At 68.7% G+C, this 15,111-nt stretch carries 13 protein-coding genes; 4 read left to right on the top strand and 9 right to left on the bottom strand.

The genetic code is table 11. From position 1 onward, the window contains the following. Positions 1-19: 19 nt before the first annotated feature. The 5 genes from SAOR_RS08215 to SAOR_RS08195 all read right to left on the bottom strand — a co-directional run bounded on the left by SAOR_RS08215 (position 20) and on the right by SAOR_RS08195 (position 6,092). Positions 20-2,059 carry a VTT domain-containing protein gene (locus tag SAOR_RS08215; protein ID WP_123630985.1) on the bottom strand — a complete coding sequence of 680 codons (2,040 nt, stop codon included), beginning with the start codon at positions 2,057-2,059 and terminating at the stop codon, positions 20-22. 15 nt (positions 2,060-2,074) lie between these two features. Beyond that, positions 2,075-3,391: a glutamate-1-semialdehyde 2,1-aminomutase gene (gene hemL, locus SAOR_RS08210; protein WP_123590958.1), complete on the bottom strand. Its 1,317-nt coding sequence runs from the start codon at positions 3,389-3,391 to the stop codon at positions 2,075-2,077. Continuing rightward, a complete protein-coding gene (gene thiE / locus SAOR_RS08205; protein WP_123630984.1) occupies positions 3,388-4,047 on the bottom strand; it encodes a thiamine phosphate synthase in 660 nt (219 codons plus the stop codon). Before thiE ends, hemL begins: the two co-directional genes overlap by 4 nt. Continuing rightward, positions 4,044-4,817 (bottom strand): bifunctional hydroxymethylpyrimidine kinase/phosphomethylpyrimidine kinase, encoded by a 774-nt coding sequence (gene thiD, locus SAOR_RS08200; RefSeq protein WP_123630983.1) that lies wholly within the window; start codon positions 4,815-4,817, stop codon positions 4,044-4,046. Before thiD ends, thiE begins: the two co-directional genes overlap by 4 nt. A 507-nt stretch (positions 4,818-5,324) precedes the next feature. After that, positions 5,325-6,092 (bottom strand): metallophosphoesterase, encoded by a 768-nt coding sequence (locus SAOR_RS08195; RefSeq protein WP_123590961.1) that lies wholly within the window; start codon positions 6,090-6,092, stop codon positions 5,325-5,327. 89 nt (positions 6,093-6,181) lie between these two features. Between SAOR_RS08195 and SAOR_RS08190 the strand changes: the two genes are divergently transcribed. After that, a complete protein-coding gene (locus SAOR_RS08190) occupies positions 6,182-6,826 on the top strand; it encodes an O-methyltransferase (protein WP_123630982.1) in 645 nt (214 codons plus the stop codon). Beyond that, on the top strand, positions 6,823-7,425 hold the full coding sequence (locus SAOR_RS08185; RefSeq protein WP_123630981.1) for a DUF938 domain-containing protein: 603 nt from the start codon (positions 6,823-6,825) through the stop codon (positions 7,423-7,425). The genes SAOR_RS08190 and SAOR_RS08185 overlap by 4 nt, the downstream gene beginning before the upstream one ends. Here SAOR_RS08185 and SAOR_RS08180 read toward each other — a convergent pair. After that, positions 7,422-8,375, bottom strand: a complete 954-nt coding sequence (locus tag SAOR_RS08180; protein WP_123630980.1) for a 2-hydroxyacid dehydrogenase — start codon at positions 8,373-8,375, stop codon at positions 7,422-7,424. The two genes, SAOR_RS08185 and SAOR_RS08180, sit on opposite strands and share 4 nt — an antisense overlap. 210 nt (positions 8,376-8,585) lie before the next feature. Between SAOR_RS08180 and SAOR_RS08175 the strand changes: the two genes are divergently transcribed. After that, the gene (locus SAOR_RS08175) at positions 8,586-9,074 is read left to right on the top strand and encodes a MarR family winged helix-turn-helix transcriptional regulator (protein ID WP_185015600.1); all 489 of its coding nucleotides are present in this window, start codon (positions 8,586-8,588) and stop codon (positions 9,072-9,074) included. 84 nt (positions 9,075-9,158) lie between these two features. Here SAOR_RS08175 and metF read toward each other — a convergent pair whose 3' ends face one another. The 3 genes from metF to metK all read right to left on the bottom strand — a co-directional run bounded on the left by metF (position 9,159) and on the right by metK (position 12,847). Further along, positions 9,159-10,037 (bottom strand): methylenetetrahydrofolate reductase [NAD(P)H], encoded by an 879-nt coding sequence (gene metF / locus SAOR_RS08170; RefSeq protein WP_123630978.1) that lies wholly within the window; start codon positions 10,035-10,037, stop codon positions 9,159-9,161. 118 nt (positions 10,038-10,155) lie between these two features. Continuing rightward, positions 10,156-11,577: an adenosylhomocysteinase gene (ahcY, locus tag SAOR_RS08165; protein ID WP_123590966.1), complete on the bottom strand. Its 1,422-nt coding sequence runs from the start codon at positions 11,575-11,577 to the stop codon at positions 10,156-10,158. Between the two features lie 94 nt (positions 11,578-11,671). Then, positions 11,672-12,847, bottom strand: coding sequence for a methionine adenosyltransferase (gene metK / locus SAOR_RS08160; protein WP_123590967.1), 1,176 nt, complete (start codon positions 12,845-12,847; stop codon positions 11,672-11,674). Positions 12,848-13,747: 900 nt separating this feature from the next. Here metK and fadI point away from each other — a divergent pair. Then, positions 13,748-15,082, top strand: a complete 1,335-nt coding sequence (fadI, locus tag SAOR_RS08155) for an acetyl-CoA C-acyltransferase FadI (RefSeq protein ID WP_123630977.1) — start codon at positions 13,748-13,750, stop codon at positions 15,080-15,082. Positions 15,083-15,111 lie beyond the last annotated feature (29 nt).

Raw genomic sequence — 15,111 nt, 5'->3', positions numbered from 1 at the left:
CCGCGCAGCGGTCGGCCGGCTAGTCCGGCGCTACTTTAGCATCGACGCCGGGCACCGGGGACCAGAGCAGCAGCTGTGTGGTGCCGCCGATGCCCGCGACCCGGCGATGTCCGATGCCGGCCGCCGCGAGCGTGCGTTCGAGATCGGCCAGCGCCCGCGCGTGGCTGCGCTGATCCGCCGCCGTGGCGATCAGACTCAGGCGGCGTTCCACGCGCTGGTGATCGACCATCCCGACCCAGATCGGCCGATGCCGGTCGGCGGTGAAGGCGCCGCTGCGCCAGAGCCGCAGCACGCTGCGCCGACTCGTCTCGTCTGCGGGCATGGCGTGCACGAGAGTGATGCCGGCGCGGCGCCCGTCGTGGATGCGCGGGAGTACCGCCAGCGTTTCGATGTCGACGTCCGGTGCGAGCCAGCGCAGCGGCTGGCCAGCGTCCAGGCCCGGCGGCGGATGCCAGCCGGCCCGCGCGAGCGTCGCGATCAGCGCGTGGGCGTCGCCGACGGCCTGGACGTTGAGCGGCGCGCTCGGTCGCCCGGCGATGTCGCGGATGCGCGCATCCAGCACACGGTGGCCGTCATCGGCCCAGTCGGCGAGCGGCCTGGCCGGCTGCGCGCCGGCGGCCTCCGGCAGAGGCCGCTGAGGCAGCAGCGTCAGCAGCGCGGCGATCACCAGACAGCCCGCCAGAACCATGAATACCGGCCGGCCGCGTACCGGTCGCGGCCGCTGGCGCCGATAGCAGAGCATGAGCAGGTTCAGCCAGACGAAGGCGACCGGCAGGCCGATGAGCAGATCGCTCGCCCAGTCCAGACCGAGATACAGCCGCGCGAGCGCGATCAGCACGACGCCGGCGATCGTGACCGCGTAATAGTAGGGCCGGGCGCCGGCCGGCTGGCGCGAGGCCAGCACCATGCCGGCCAGCCCGTACACGGTGGCGCACAGGATCAGATCCTGGCCGCCGCCGGCCAGAAACAGCGGATCGGGGGCGCGGCCGTGCAGCAGCGCGCCGGGGCCCGGAATCGCCAGCCACCAGCGCAGCAGCACCGTCGCCAGGGCCGAAAAGCCGATCGCCGCCGCCCAGTGTCCGGCCGCGCGCCAGTTGCCCATCAGCGCCAGCAGGGCGCCGATGACCGCCGCGAACGGCAGATAGATCAGCGGCGAGCCGATCTCGGCGAGCACGCGTGCGATCCCGTCGGAGATCGGCGTGTGCAGGCTCTGGGTGACGTAGAAGGCCAGCGCGTCGAAGCGGCCGGGATAGACCGGCTGCGGCCAGCCCCAGACCGCGCAGTAGAGCAACGCGGTCGCGGCCATGACCAGGGCCGCGAGAATCGCCAGCGCCGGCAGTTCGGGCTGACGCGGGTCCGCGAGCGCGCGGCCGAGGATGCCCAGCCGTCGATGGCGACCGCTCCAGGCGAGCAGGCGTTCGGCATAACGTCGGGTCAGCACCCGGCCGGCTGCGAGCGTGAAGCGGGCGGCGGCCACCGCCAGCCATACGATGCTCGCGACCACCACCAGCAGCACCGCCAGTCGGGTCGCGACCTGGGCGGCGAGCTCCAGCGAGGCGCCGAAGACCACGCCGGGCAGGATGTAGCAGGGCGCCCAGACCAGCGTGGCGATCACGTCCATGATCGCGAATCGTGTGACCGACAGCCCGGCTGCACCCGCCACGGTGGGCACGATCGGGCGCAGCGCACCGATGAGCCGGCCCAGCACGATCGCCTTGCCGCCGTGCGTGGCCAGAAACGACTGGCCCCGGGCCACCAGTGTCGGCGCCCGGGCGAAGCCGGGCAGCGCCTGCAGGCGGCCGCGGTAGCGGCGGCCGAGCGCGTAGCTCGCACCGTCGCCGACCAGCGTGCCCAGCATCGCGGCGGCGAAGGTGGCCGCCAGTGGCAGGGCGTCGGCGCCGATGAGCGCGCCGAAGGCGAACATGAACAGCGCGCCGGGGATCAGCAGCCCGAACAGGAACAGCGATTCCCCGAGCGCGACCGCGAACACGAGCGCGAGCGCCGCCAGCGGGTGGGCCTGGACCCACCCCAGCAGTGCCTCGAGCAGGCCGTGACCCACGCGCGCGGTGGGCGATCAGCCGCGGGCGACGGCGGCGAACGCGGCGTCCGCCGCGTTCAGCGTCTCCTCGATGGCCTCCTCGTCGTGGGCGCGGGAGATGAAGGCCGCCTCGAACGGCGACGGCGCGAGATAGACCCCGTGGTCGAGCATGGCGTGGAAGAATCGCCGGAAGGCGGCGCCGTCGCAGGCCGCGACCTCGTCGAAGCGGGTCACCCGCGACGCGTCGGTGAAGAACAGCCCGAACATCGCGCCGGCCCGCTGTACGGTCAGCGGCACGCCGTGGCGGCGGGCGCGCGCCTCGAGGCCCGAGACGAGCGCGTCCAGCCGGGGCTCGATCGCGGCGTGCACCGCGCCGCCGCGAATCTGGCTCAGCGTGGCGATGCCGGCGGCCATGCCCAGCGGATGGCCGGACAGCGTGCCGGCCTGGTAGACCGGCCCGGTCGGGGCCAGCGTCTCCATCACCCGGCGCGAGGCGCCGACCGCACCGACCGGCATGCCGCCGCCCACGATCTTGCCGAGCGCGGTCACGTCGGGGGTCACGCCGAAGTGGGCCTGGGCGCAGGCCGGGTGCACCCGGAAGCCCGTCATCACCTCATCGAAGACCAACAGCGCCCCGTGGTCGTCGCAGAGCGCGCGCAGGCCCTCGAGAAAGCCCTCGACCGGCGGCACGCAGTTCATGTTGCCCGCCACCGGTTCGACCATGACGGCCGCGATCTCGTCGCCGTGGGCGGCGAAGGCCTCGGCCACCGAGTCCAGGTCGTTGTAGGTCGCCACCAGTGTGTCGTCGACCACCGACTGCGGCACGCCCGGGGAGCCCGGAATGCCGAGGGTGAGGGCGCCCGAGCCGGCGTTGACCAGCAGGGCGTCGACGTGGCCGTGGTAGTTGCCCGCGAACTTGAGGATCTTGTTGCGGCCGGTATGGCCCCGCGCTAGCCGGATGGCGGTCATCGCCGCCTCGGTGCCGGAGTTGACCATGCGCACCGACTCGATCGAGTCGACCATGTCGCAGATCAGCTCGGCGAGTTCGACCTCCAGCCCGGTGGGCGCGCCGAAGGACAGGCCCTTGGCCGCTTGCTTCTGGACCGCCTCGATCACCGCCGGGTCGGCGTGGCCGAGGATCATGGGCCCGAACGAACCGACGTAGTCGACATAGGCGTTGCCGTCGACGTCGTGGATGCGCGCGCCGCTGGCACGATCGATGAAGGCCGGGGCGCCGCCGCCGACCCCGTCGAAGGTGCGCGCCGGCGAGTTGACGCCGCCGGGGGTGAAGCGCCGTGCGCGCTCGAACAGGGCCGCCGAGCGCGGGCCGGGACGGGCTGCGGGTTCGCTCATGATCGAGACTCCTGAAGCAGATGAATATCCGAAGATCGTCGGGCCGCGGCCACGGCGGCGGCCAGCTCGCGCGTGGCCGCGGCGCTGTCGGCGGCCGCGAACAGGGCGCCGGCGACGGCGACGAGATCCGCGCCGGCCGCGATCAGACGTGGCGCATTGTGGGCGTCGATGCCGCCGATGGCGACCACCGGCACGCCGAGCGCGCGCGCAGCGCCGAGCACGGCCGGATCGGCCGGCGGCGCGTCGGGCTTGGTCCGCGATGCGAAGAAACGGCCGAAGCTGACATAGCTCGCGCCTTCGGCGACGCCCCGCCGCGCGCGCTCGAGCTCGCCCGAGCAGCTCACGCCGATGATCGCCTCCGGGCCGAGGCCCGCGCGGGCGGCGGCGATGCTGCCGTCGCTCTGGCCGAGATGAACGCCGTCGGCACCGCAGGCCGCGGCCAGCCGCCAGTCGTCGTTGATGATCAGGCGCGCGTCGTGCGCGCGCGTACGCGCGGCCAGGGCGGCGATCAGCGCCTTGTCCGGTGCCTGTGGCCGCTTGTCGCGATACTGCAGCCACCGGGCGCCGTGGGCGAGCACGGCGTCGACCCGATCGAGCGCGTCGTCGGCCAGGGTGGTGCGGTCGTAGATGGCATAGACACCGTGCGGCGCGCTCATGGCAGGGGTCGGCGATCCGGTATCCGCTGGCCGCGGCCGGCGGCGAAGCCGTGTTCGATCGCACGCCAGGTGTAGTCCTGGGCCTGGGCGAGCGCGCGCTCGGTGGCGTCACCGCAGGCCAGGCGCGCCGCGATCGCGCTGGCGAGCGTGCAGCCCGAGCCGTGAAAGACGCCCGGCACGCGCGGCCACTCGTAGGTGTGGGCCAGGCGCCCGGCGACGAATCCGCGGTTGACCACAGCCGCGCCGTCTTCGTCGCCGCCGGTGATCAGCGCATGGCCGCCGGGGCGCGACAGGCGCTCGCCGCAGCGCGCCAGCTCGGATTCGCCGTCGCAGAGCAGCCGTGCCTCGGCGGCGTTGGGGGTGATCACCGTGGCATGGGCGAACAGCTGATCGCGCAACGCCTGGCCGACCGCATCGCCGGCGAGTGTGCCGCCGCCGGCCGCGCGCAGCACCGGATCGACCACCAGCGGAATGTCGGGACGCGCCTGCACGAGTTCGGCGATGGCCGCGACCTGCGCGACGTCCGCAACCACCCCGATCTTGATCGCGCCGAACGACATGTCGGCGATCGCGGTATCCAGACAGCGGCGGAAGAAACCGATCTCGACCGGCGACACGCCGTACACGTTGGTGGTGTCCTGACAGGTCAGTAGCGTGACCACGGTGGCGGCGTGGGCACCATTGGCGGCCGCGGATTCGATGTCGGCCTGGATGCCGGCACCGCCGCTCGGGTCGTGACCTGCGATGACCAGGATATTGGGGCGCGTCATGGCCGCGAGTCTAACACCGGGCGGCCGTTTTCCGGACGTTATGCACAATGCACGTCCGGGCGATGGCGATCGGTCGCGGATTTTTTCCGGTTCTCGATATCGCACCCTCGATTATTGGATAAACTTCTGATTTTAAATCGGTGTGTCGGACTGGTTACAAAATCGCCGGTTTGCGCAAATCCCTGATCACATGCCCGATGACGCGCTTCGTTCGACGCGTTTCCACAGAGTTATCCACAGGTTTTGTGAATTCTCTTCGTTTAGCGTTTGCGCTCAAGCGGTTAGCGCGTATAGCTCAACGAGTGTCTTTAGCGGCCCAGCGGTTATGCACAATGTCAACGGGGTTGTCGCTGAACAGAGGCTTTGTTAAGCACACGACTGCCTTTTTTTGTCATCTCGTAGGATTCTGAAAATAAACAATTAATGGTTGGAAGGCGGGACGTCCCGAGATATTTAGGCCGAACTGACGCTGGGCGTCACGAGCGGACGCACAAACTATCCCCGGATTTATCCACAGGCGTCCGCGACCGCGACCCGGTGGACGCGGGTGCACCAGCGGCCGTGGTCGTCCAGCTCGATACAGCGATAGCCGGGCCCGCGCTTCGGATCGAGACCGAAATCCGTCGCTCCCGGCAGGAACTGGCGCATGGTCGAGGGTGTGACGAGGCAATCGAAACCGCCGCAATCGATACGCGCGTCCTGATGGGCGTGCCCACAGACCACGGCCCGAACCTGCGGCTGCGCGGCCAGGCAAGTCCGCAGGGCCGCGCCGTCGTCCAGGCCGATGGCGTCGACCCAGGCACTGCCGACCGCAGCCGGCGGGTGATGAACGAACACGAGCGTCGGGCGGTGGGGGCAGGCGCCGAGCGTCTGCGCCAGTGCTTCGATCCGTCGTTCGCCGAGGTGCCCGGACGCGGTGCCCGGCTGGTGACTGTCCAGGGCGACCAACCGCCAGTCGCCGATATCCAGCACGCCGTGCACGGTGGCCGCGGCGAGATGTCGCTGCATGCGCGCCGGGTCGTCATGGTTGCCGGCCATCGCCAGCACCGGTCGGCCGAGTGCGCGCAGGCGTGCGTCGAGACGCTGATAGCCGGCCACGCTCTCGTCGTCGACCAGATCGCCGCCCAGGACAAGGGCGGCGCAGTTCGGGTAACGGCGGAGGGCGTCGGCCAGCACCGCGCCGAAGCTCGTCTCGACCTGCCAGCCGTGCAGCCGCGCGTGCGCTGCCGCCAGCAGATGGGGATCGGTCAGGTGCAGAATCTCGAGCGCGGCCATGGCGATTTCGTGCCGACGGAGGACGGCGGTATGCTGCCACGGTTCGGCCGACGCAGCCCTGGTTTCGGCCCCCGAGAGCGAGGTGTGTCATGTACGACGCGGAGCTGGTCACCTATCTTCGCCATATCAGCAGTCGCGAGACCGCGGTCATGGCCGACAACCGGCGTGTGACCGCCAGCCGCGACGACGCCGGCCTGCAGATCGATCCCGAGCAGGGGCAGCTGATCGCGCTGCTGCTGCGGCTGATGGGCGCCCGTCGCGGCATCGAGATCGGCGTGTTCGCGGGCTACTCGAGCCTCTGGATCGCCGAGGCGCTGCCGCCCGACGGCTGTCTGATCGCCTGTGACAGCGACGCCGAGATCACCCAGCGCGCCCGAGCGGACTGGGCGCGGGCGGGCGTGGCCGACCGTATCGACCTGCGTATCGGCCCGGCGATGGCCACGCTCGACGCCGAGATCGCCGCGGGCATGGCCGGCCGCCACGACTTCGTGTTCATCGATGCCGACAAGACCGGCTATCTGGACTATTACGAGCGCGCGCTGGCGCTGCTCGCCCCGGGCGGGCTGGTGATCGCCGACAACACGCTCTGGCACGGCCGGGTGATCGATCCCGACGACGCGAGCGCGGACACCGAGGCCATTCGCGCGTTCAACCGGCGGCTGCGCGACGACGAGCGCGTGGATCTCAGCCTCGTGCCGATCGGTGACGGCCTGACCCTGGCGCGCAAGCGATGAGCACGCGCATCGGCGACGACAGCGCGGCCGAGCGCAACAAGCAGCCGATCTTCGACGCGCTGGCGCCGTGGCTGGTCGATGCGCGCCGGGTGCTCGAAGTGGGCGCGGGCGATGGCACGCATGCCTTCGAGGCGATCCACCGCCTGCCGCAGGTCATCTGGCAGACGAGCGAGGCCCCGGCGCATCATCGGCGGCTGGTCGCGGCGCTGGTCGAAGCCGACATGACGCGGCTGCCGGCGCCGCTGGCGCTCGATGTCCGGGGGGCGTGGCCGGCCGCGCGCTTCGACGCGGTGTTCGGCGCCAACGTCGCCCACATCATGGATTGGGACGCCGTCGGCGCGCTGTTCGCCGGCGCCGGGGCGTGTCTGAACGCGGCCGGGCTGCTGTGTCTCTATGGGCCGTTCATCGAGCCCGAGGCGGCCCTGACCGAGAGCAATGCCCGTTTCGACGCGGCCCTGCGCGCCCGCGACCCCGCCATGGGGCTGCGGCGCCTGGACGATTTGGACGCGCTGGCGGGGCGGCACGGGCTCGACCCGGCCGACGTCCGGCCGATGCCGGCGAACAATCGGCTGGTGATCTGGCGTCGTCGTTCGCGCTAGTTCACCCGGTGGTCGGTGTCGCCCGCCCGGAATGCCCGCACGTTGGCCGCGATCTGGTTCAGCAGGCGCTGGCGCGCGCCGCGGCTGGCCCAGGCGCTGTGCGGCGTGACCACCAGGTTCGGGATGCTCGGATCGAGCAGGGGATGATCCGCCGGCGGCGGTTCTTGGTCGAGGACATCCAGCGCCGCGCCCGCGATCCGGCCTTCGCGCAGGGCCGCGATCAGCGCGCTGGCGTCCACGATCCCGCCGCGGGCGGTGTTGATCAGGAACGCGTTGGATTTCATCCGCGCCAGTGCCGCGGCGTCGATCAGATGCTCGGTCTCGGGGGTCAGCGGGCAGTGCAGGCTGATGAAATCGGCGCGCGTGAGCACGTCGTCGAAGGCGACGCGACCGGGGCGAACGTCGTCGGCACCCGGCCGTTCGGATACGAGCACGGTCATGCCGAAGGCTTCGGCCAGCCGGGCCACGGCGCCGCCGAGTTCGCCGTGGCCGACGATGCCGAGCGTCTGGCCGTCGAGTTCCTCGATGGGATAGTCGAGGAAGCAGAAGAATTCGCTCTGGGCCCAGGCGCCGCGCTTCACTGCGGCATCGTAGGCGGCCCAGCGGGTGGCGTGGCCGAGCATCAGGGCGAGCACGTGCTGGGAAACCGCGGGGGTGCCGTAGCCCGAGACGTTGAGTACCGGGATCCCGTGATCGGCGGCGGCCTGCAGATCGACGTTGTTGACGCCCGTCGCGGCCACGCAGATGAGCTTGAGGGCGTCCGCAGCGGCGATGGTTCCGGCATCCAGCACCACCTTGTTGGTGACGGCGACGTCCACGCCGCGCAGGCGCTCGCCGACCTCCGCGGGCTCGGTGTTGTGATGCCAGGTCCAGTCGTCGAGCGTATCGGTCAGAGCCGTCCAGTCCAGGGCGTCGCCCATGGAGCCGGCATCGAGAAAGCAGCCGCGCATCATTTCTCCCGCAATGGCGATATAATGCGCAAGGTTAACCGAGCGCCCGCAGTGCCGATACCGTGGGTGAACCTTTCGGCTGCTGCGGCGTCCGAATGACGAGGGGGACGCGAAGGGGTTACATCGCCAGTCATTCGTGTATCCTGCAGATATCTGTGGAACAACGGGATCCGTTTTCGAAACTCAACCGAACCCGAGTGGATGACACCCATGACTCGCAGCACGCCGGCGCAGGACAAACCGCAAAGCCATCACCTGCCGACCACCTGTCCCTCCGTTCAGGCGCTCGAATTCGAGCTCGCCTTCCTGGTGCGTCGGCTCGAGGCCGCACGTCGCCGCTTCGATTTCGGCCTCGAGCGGGCCCATTATCTTCTGTTGATCCTGCTCGAGCGGGAGGACCGCCAGTCGGTGGGCACGCTCGCCGCCCAGGTCAATCTCGACGCCTCGACGGTCACGCGTCAGGTCGCGGCCATGAAGCAGGCCGGTTTCGTCGACAAGCTGGACAATCCGGACGACCGCCGCGGTGGTTTCGTCACCATCACCGAGGCGGGCCGAGAGGCCGCGAACCGCACCCGCCAGCGTCGGCTCGATCGCGTGGAGAGCGCGTTTCGTGACTGGAGCGAGGCCGATCGCCGCGAGTTCGCGCGGCTCACGGCGAAGTACAACGACGCCATGCGGGACATGTTCAACGAGCTCTGAAGCGGCTGTCCCCACGAAAAAGGCCGACGATGAATCGTCGGCCTGACGGGTACTCCACCCGATGCGCGCTGCGTCCGGCGGTTGTCAGCCGTTGGCCGCGCTCGCGGTGTCCTGGGTGGGCAGCCCCAGTTCGCGCCAGAGCCAGCAGGTCGGGTCGGCCTTGTTGAGGCTGTAGAAATGCAGACCGGGCGCGCCGCCGGCGAGTAGACGTTCGCACAGGCGCGCGACCAGATCCTGGCCGAAGGCCTGCACCGATTCCAGATCGTCGCCGTAGGATTCCATCTTCTGACGGATCCAGCGCGGAATGTCGGCGCCGCACATGGCCGAAAAGCGCGAGACCTGCTCGAAGTTGGTGATCGGCATGATGCCCGGCACGATCGGGATGTCGACGCCCTTGGCTGCGGCTTCGTCGCAGAAGTTGAAGTAGGCGTCGGCGTTGTAGAAATACTGGGTCATCGCCGAATCGGCGCCGGCCTTGACCTTGCGCACGAAGTTGTCGACGTCGGCGGCCGGCGAGGGCGCCTGCGGATGATATTCCGGATAGCAGCCGACTTCGATGTGAAAGTCGTCGCCGTGGCGCTCGCGGATGAACTCGACCAGTTCGTTGGCGTAGGCGAATTCGCCGGCGGGCCGGTCCATGCCCTCGGGCAGGTCACCGCGCAGGGCGACGATGCGATCCACCCCCGCCGCCTTGTAGTTGTCGAGGAACTCGCCGATGCTCTCGCGCGTGCCCTCGACGCAGGACAGATGGGGGGCCGCCGGGATACCGGTGGTCTCCATGCAGCGCTTGACCGTCTTGAGGGTGCCCGAGCGCGTGGTGCCGCCGGCGCCGAAGGTCACCGAGAAGAAGGCCGGGCCGAGTTCGGCGAGCCGGGCCCGGGCGTCGTCGAGCCGGGCCTCGCCCTTCGGGCCCTTGGGCGGAAAGAATTCGATGCTGTAGGAACTCTGGGATGCGTTCGTCATAAGCGTGTACCGAAGCGTTGAACCGAGTGAACGCGAAGACAGTGCATAAAAGCCGGCCCGCACGTGGCGGGCCGGTTTCGCGTGCCGAATGTCGGCCGAAAGCGGCCGGCTGCCCGCCTTAGTAGCGGTAGTGATCCGGCTTGTAGGGGCCTTCGACGGGCACGCCGAGGTAGTCCGCCTGGGTCTGCGACATCTTCGTGAGCTTGGCGTTGACGCGTTCCAGATGGAGCGCGGCGACCTTCTCGTCCAGATGCTTGGGCAGTACGTAGACCTCGTTGTTGTAGCGGTCCCTGTGGTTCCAGAGCTCGATCTGGGCCAGCACCTGGTTGGTGAAGGAGTTGGACATCACGTAGCTCGGATGGCCCGTGGCACAGCCCAGGTTCACCAAGCGACCCTCGGCCAGCAGGATGATCTTCTTGCCGTCGGGGAAGGTGATGTGATCGACCTGCGGCTTGATCTCCTCCCACTCGTACTGCTCGAGCGCGGCCACGTCGATCTCGTTGTCGAAGTGCCCGATGTTGCAGACGATCGCCTCGTTCTTCATGCGCTTGAGGTGATCGTGGTTGATCACGTGGTAGTTGCCGGTGGCGGTCACGAAGATGTCCGCCTGCTCGACCACGCCCGGGTCTTCCAGATCCACCACGCGCAGGCCTTCCATGGCCGCCTGCAGCGCGTTGATCGGGTCGATCTCGGTGACGCAGACCGTGGCACCCAGGCCGCGCAGCGACTGCACGCTGCCCTTGCCGACGTCGCCGTAGCCGCAGACGATGGCGACCTTGCCGGCGACCATGACGTCGGTGGCGCGCTTGATGCCGTCGACCAGCGATTCACGACAGCCGTAGAGGTTGTCGAACTTCGACTTGGTGACCGAGTCGTTGACGTTGATCGCCGGGAAGGTCAGGCCGCCTTCCTTGGCCATGTGGTACAGGCGATGCACGCCGGTGGTCGTCTCCTCGGAGACGCCGGTGATGGCCTTGCCCAGCTTGGTGTAGAAGTCCGGCTGTTCGGACAGCCGCTGCTTCATCACCTTGAACAGCGCCTTCTCCTCGTTCGAGCCCGGGTTGTCGAGCAGCGAGGGATCCTCGGTCGCCTTCACGCCGAAGGTCGCCAGCGTGGTGGCGTCGCCGCCGTCGTCGAGGATCAGGTTCGGCAGGCCGCCGTCGTGCCAGTCCATGATGGCGTGGATGTACTCCCAGTACTCTTCCTGGGTCTCGCCCTTGTAGGCGTAGACCGGAATGCCGCGCTCGGCGATGGCCGCGGCGGCGTGGTCCTGCGTGGAGAACACGTTGCAGGACGCCCAGCGAATGTCCGCGCCCAGGGCGGCCAGCGTCTCGATCAGCACGGCGGTCTGGATCGTCATGTGCAGGGCGCCGGCGATGCGCGCGCCCTTGAGCGGCTGCGAGTCGCCGAATTCCTCGCGCAGAGCGACGAGCCCCGGCATTTCGGTCTCGGCAATCTCGATCTCGCGCCGGCCCCAGGCCGCGAGCGAGATATCGGCAACGACGTAATCCTGACCCATCTTTTCGGCAGGTGCACTCATGTTGGTCTGTCTCCTGGTGAAATCGGAAAGCGGCCGCGGTGCGCGACGGGCCGACAGGCCCGCCGGCTACCGGCGGCTGGGATAGGGCGGCGCTTCAGGCCGCCTGCAGGCCGGCGTCCTTGGCCAGCGCCTCGGCCTTGTCGGTGCGCTCCCAGGGCAGGTCGACGTCCTCGCGACCGAAGTGCCCGTAGGCGGCGGTCGGGTAGTAGATCGCACGCTGCAGCTCGAGCATCGTCAGGATGCCGTAGGGGCGCAGATCGAAGTGATCGCGGATGAGCTTGGTGAGCTTCTCGTCGTCGACCTTGCCGGTACCGAAGGTCTCGACCCAGATCGAGGTCGGCTCGGCCACGCCGATGGCGTACGACAGCGCGACTTCGCACTTCGAGGCCAGGCCCGCGGCGACCACGTTCTTGGCGACGTAGCGCGCGGCGTAGGCCGCGGAACGGTCGACCTTGGACGGGTCCTTGCCGGAGAAGGCACCGCCGCCGTGACGGGCCATGCCGCCATAGGTGTCGACGATGATCTTGCGGCCGGTCAGACCGGCATCGCCCAGCGGGCCGCCGACTTCGAACTTGCCGGTCGGGTTGATGTGGACCGTCGGGTTGTCGGTCAGCCAGTCGCCGATCACCGGCTTGATGATCTCTTCCTGAACGGCGTCCTTGAGGTCCGCCTGGCTGATCTCGGGATCGTGCTGGGTCGACAGCACGACGGCGTTGATCGCGGCCGGCTTGCCGTTCTCGTACTCGAAGGTCACCTGGGATTTGGCGTCCGGGCGCAGCCAGTCCAGCTTGCCGGACTTCATCAGCTCGGCCTGCTTGCGCACCAGCCGGTGGGCATAGGTGATCGGGGCGGGCATGAGCACGTCCGTCTCGTCACAGGCGTAGCCGAACATCAGGCCCTGGTCGCCGGCGCCCTGTTCCTTGGGGTCGCCGCGGTCGACGCCCTGGTTGATGTCCGCCGACTGCTCGCCGAGGACATTCATGACCGCACAGGTGTCGGCGTCAAACCCCATGTCCGAGTCCGTGTAGCCGATGTCGCGCACGGTATCGCGCACGATCTTCTCGACCGGTACGTTGACCTTCTTGCTCTCGTCGGTCTTGATCTCGCCGAAGACCATGACGAAGCCGGTCTTGCAGGCTGTCTCGCAGGCGACCTTGGCGGTCGGGTCCTGCTCGAGGTAGGCGTCGAGAATCGCATCCGACACCTGGTCGGACAGTTTGTCGGGATGACCGCCGGTGACGGATTCCGACGTGAACAAGTAGCGACTCATTGGCAATATCTCCCTATCCGGATGAACGGATGGCAGTATACGTAAGACGCGCCGGACTTGCATGTCCGGGGTCGAACCCGGTCGCGTTCTGCCGTCGCCGATGACGGCGGCAGGCCCGATGGCTACTGCGATTGCGCGGTCTCGGCGGGGCGGGCCATCGCGCGCCAGAGCATCTTGAAAAGCACCCTCGTCTGCGCCTTGAGCGGCGTTCCCCGGTGCGCAGCGAGTGCATCCGGATGAGTCGGACGAGCGCGCCGCAGAACTAGTCCAGCAGGACTCCTCGATGACCCGATCATTGAGCACGCCCCGTTCGCGGCCCTCCGCGAGAATTTGCGGGAACAGGCCGATGAGCCGTCGCCGGTCGTCGGTGACGCTGTGTCAGATGTCGTCGGGATATAACGAGGCCAGGCTCATGCTCGCGACCTGCGCGAACTAGTGGAGTACGACTCGGCCCCCTTTGCAGGCGATCCTTCATAGATCTCGATGCCGACCAGGTCATCGTTCATGCGAGTGGCGAGTCGATGGGCCCGGTCCAGCACGCAGGCGTCGAGCCGCCCGCGCTTGTCGCCGTAATGCCGATAGATCGTCTTTAGTGAGGAGCGGGCCTCGCATTCGATTTAATCCAAGCGCACCCGACGCGACGGTCGCTGCGCGAACAACGTGGCGCCGCGCCTTCGATGCGCCGGCAAGAGTGTGCGGCGCGCGCCGGAATTCCGGCCCTGTTGAACCTGCCACGGCGTGTATTCCGGATTGCGTTCAAGTCAAAAAGTATTATTTTCTTTTTATTGACATTGAGCACTGATAAGAAATAGCGTCAACAGCCACGTAGCGGCGTGGCCCGAGAAGGTCAGGCGTAATACGGATTACATATTGTTTTGTGAGATCGAGAGGTCGATCGCCATGACCCAGGCAGGTGCCGCTTCACACCCCGCTCCGAATCCGCTGTCCGGCCCGCACGGGCGGATCGCCATCGTGGCCGGGGTGCGCACGCCGTTCGCGCGTATCGCCACCGCGTTTCGTGATGCCGATGCCGTCGACCTGGGGGCGATGGCCGCCGCGGAGGTGCTGGCCCGGACCGGGCTCGCCGCGGCCGATGTCGAGCAGGCGATCTTCGGCATGACGATCATGAAGCCGGAGGCGCCGTTCATCGCCCGCGAGATCGTGCTGGCCTCGGGCATGGACCCGCGCACCGACGCCTATTCGATCACTCGAGCCTGTGCGACGAGTTTCCAGACCGCGGCCAGCGGCGCCGAAGCGATCGCGCTCGGCCACGCGGACGTCGTGATGACGGGCGGCACGGATTCGACCTCGGATATCGCGGTCCCGTTGTCCAAGCGCCTGTCGGACGCGCTGCGCGATGCCTCGCAGGCCAGGTCCCACACCGACCGGCTGCGCATCCTCTCGCGGTTGCGGCCGAGGGACCTGCTGCCGCGCACGCCCTCAATCACCGAATACTCGACCGGCAAGACGATGGGCGAGTCGGCGGAGCAGATGGCCAAGACCTGGGGCGTGACCCGCGCCGAGCAGGACGATATCGCCCACGCCTCGCATGTGAACGCCGCCGCCGCGCTCTCGGACGGCCGTATGGACGCACAGCGCATGACCGCGTTCGTGAACGCGAACGGCAAGACCGTGCCCGTCAACGACGACAATCTGGTGCGAACGAACAGCGAGCGCGCCGGCTACGATAAGCTCAGGCCCGTCTTCGACAAGCGCAACGGTAGCGTGACCGCCGCCAACGCCAGCCCGCTGACCGACGGCGCGGCGGCGATGCTGCTGATGAGCGAGGCGCGCGCCAAGGCGCTGGGCTATGAGCCGCTGGCCTATATCCGCAGCTACGCCTTTGCGGCCAAGACGCCCGAGCGCGACCTGCTGATGGGCCCGGTGATGGCCGCCCCGGTGGCGCTCGAGCGTGCCGGTCTCGCGCTGTCCGACCTCACGCTCATCGACATGCACGAGGCCTTCGCCGCCCAGGTCGAGGCCAACATCCGCGGCATGGAATCGAAGACCTATCTGCCCGAGACCACCGGCCACAGGCCGCTGGACACGATCGAGCGCGACATCCTCAACGTGAACGGCGGCTCTATCGCCTTCGGACATCCCTTCGGTGCCACCGGGGCCCGCATCCTCATTCAGACCGCGCACGAGCTCGAGCGCCGCGGCGGCGGACTGGCGATGACCACCGCCTGTGCGGCCGGCGGCATCGGCGCCGCGATGATCCTCGAGCGTGACTGAAGCGCCTTCCCCTTCGAATCCACTGCAGG

Origin of the sequence: Salinisphaera orenii subsp. orenii MK-B5, from assembly GCF_003788635.1 — a bacterium.
Classification (GTDB): domain Bacteria; phylum Pseudomonadota; class Gammaproteobacteria; order Nevskiales; family Salinisphaeraceae; genus Salinisphaera; species Salinisphaera orenii.
Note: the sequence above shows the minus strand (reverse complement) of the source record. Positions and strands in the feature narration are given on the sequence as shown.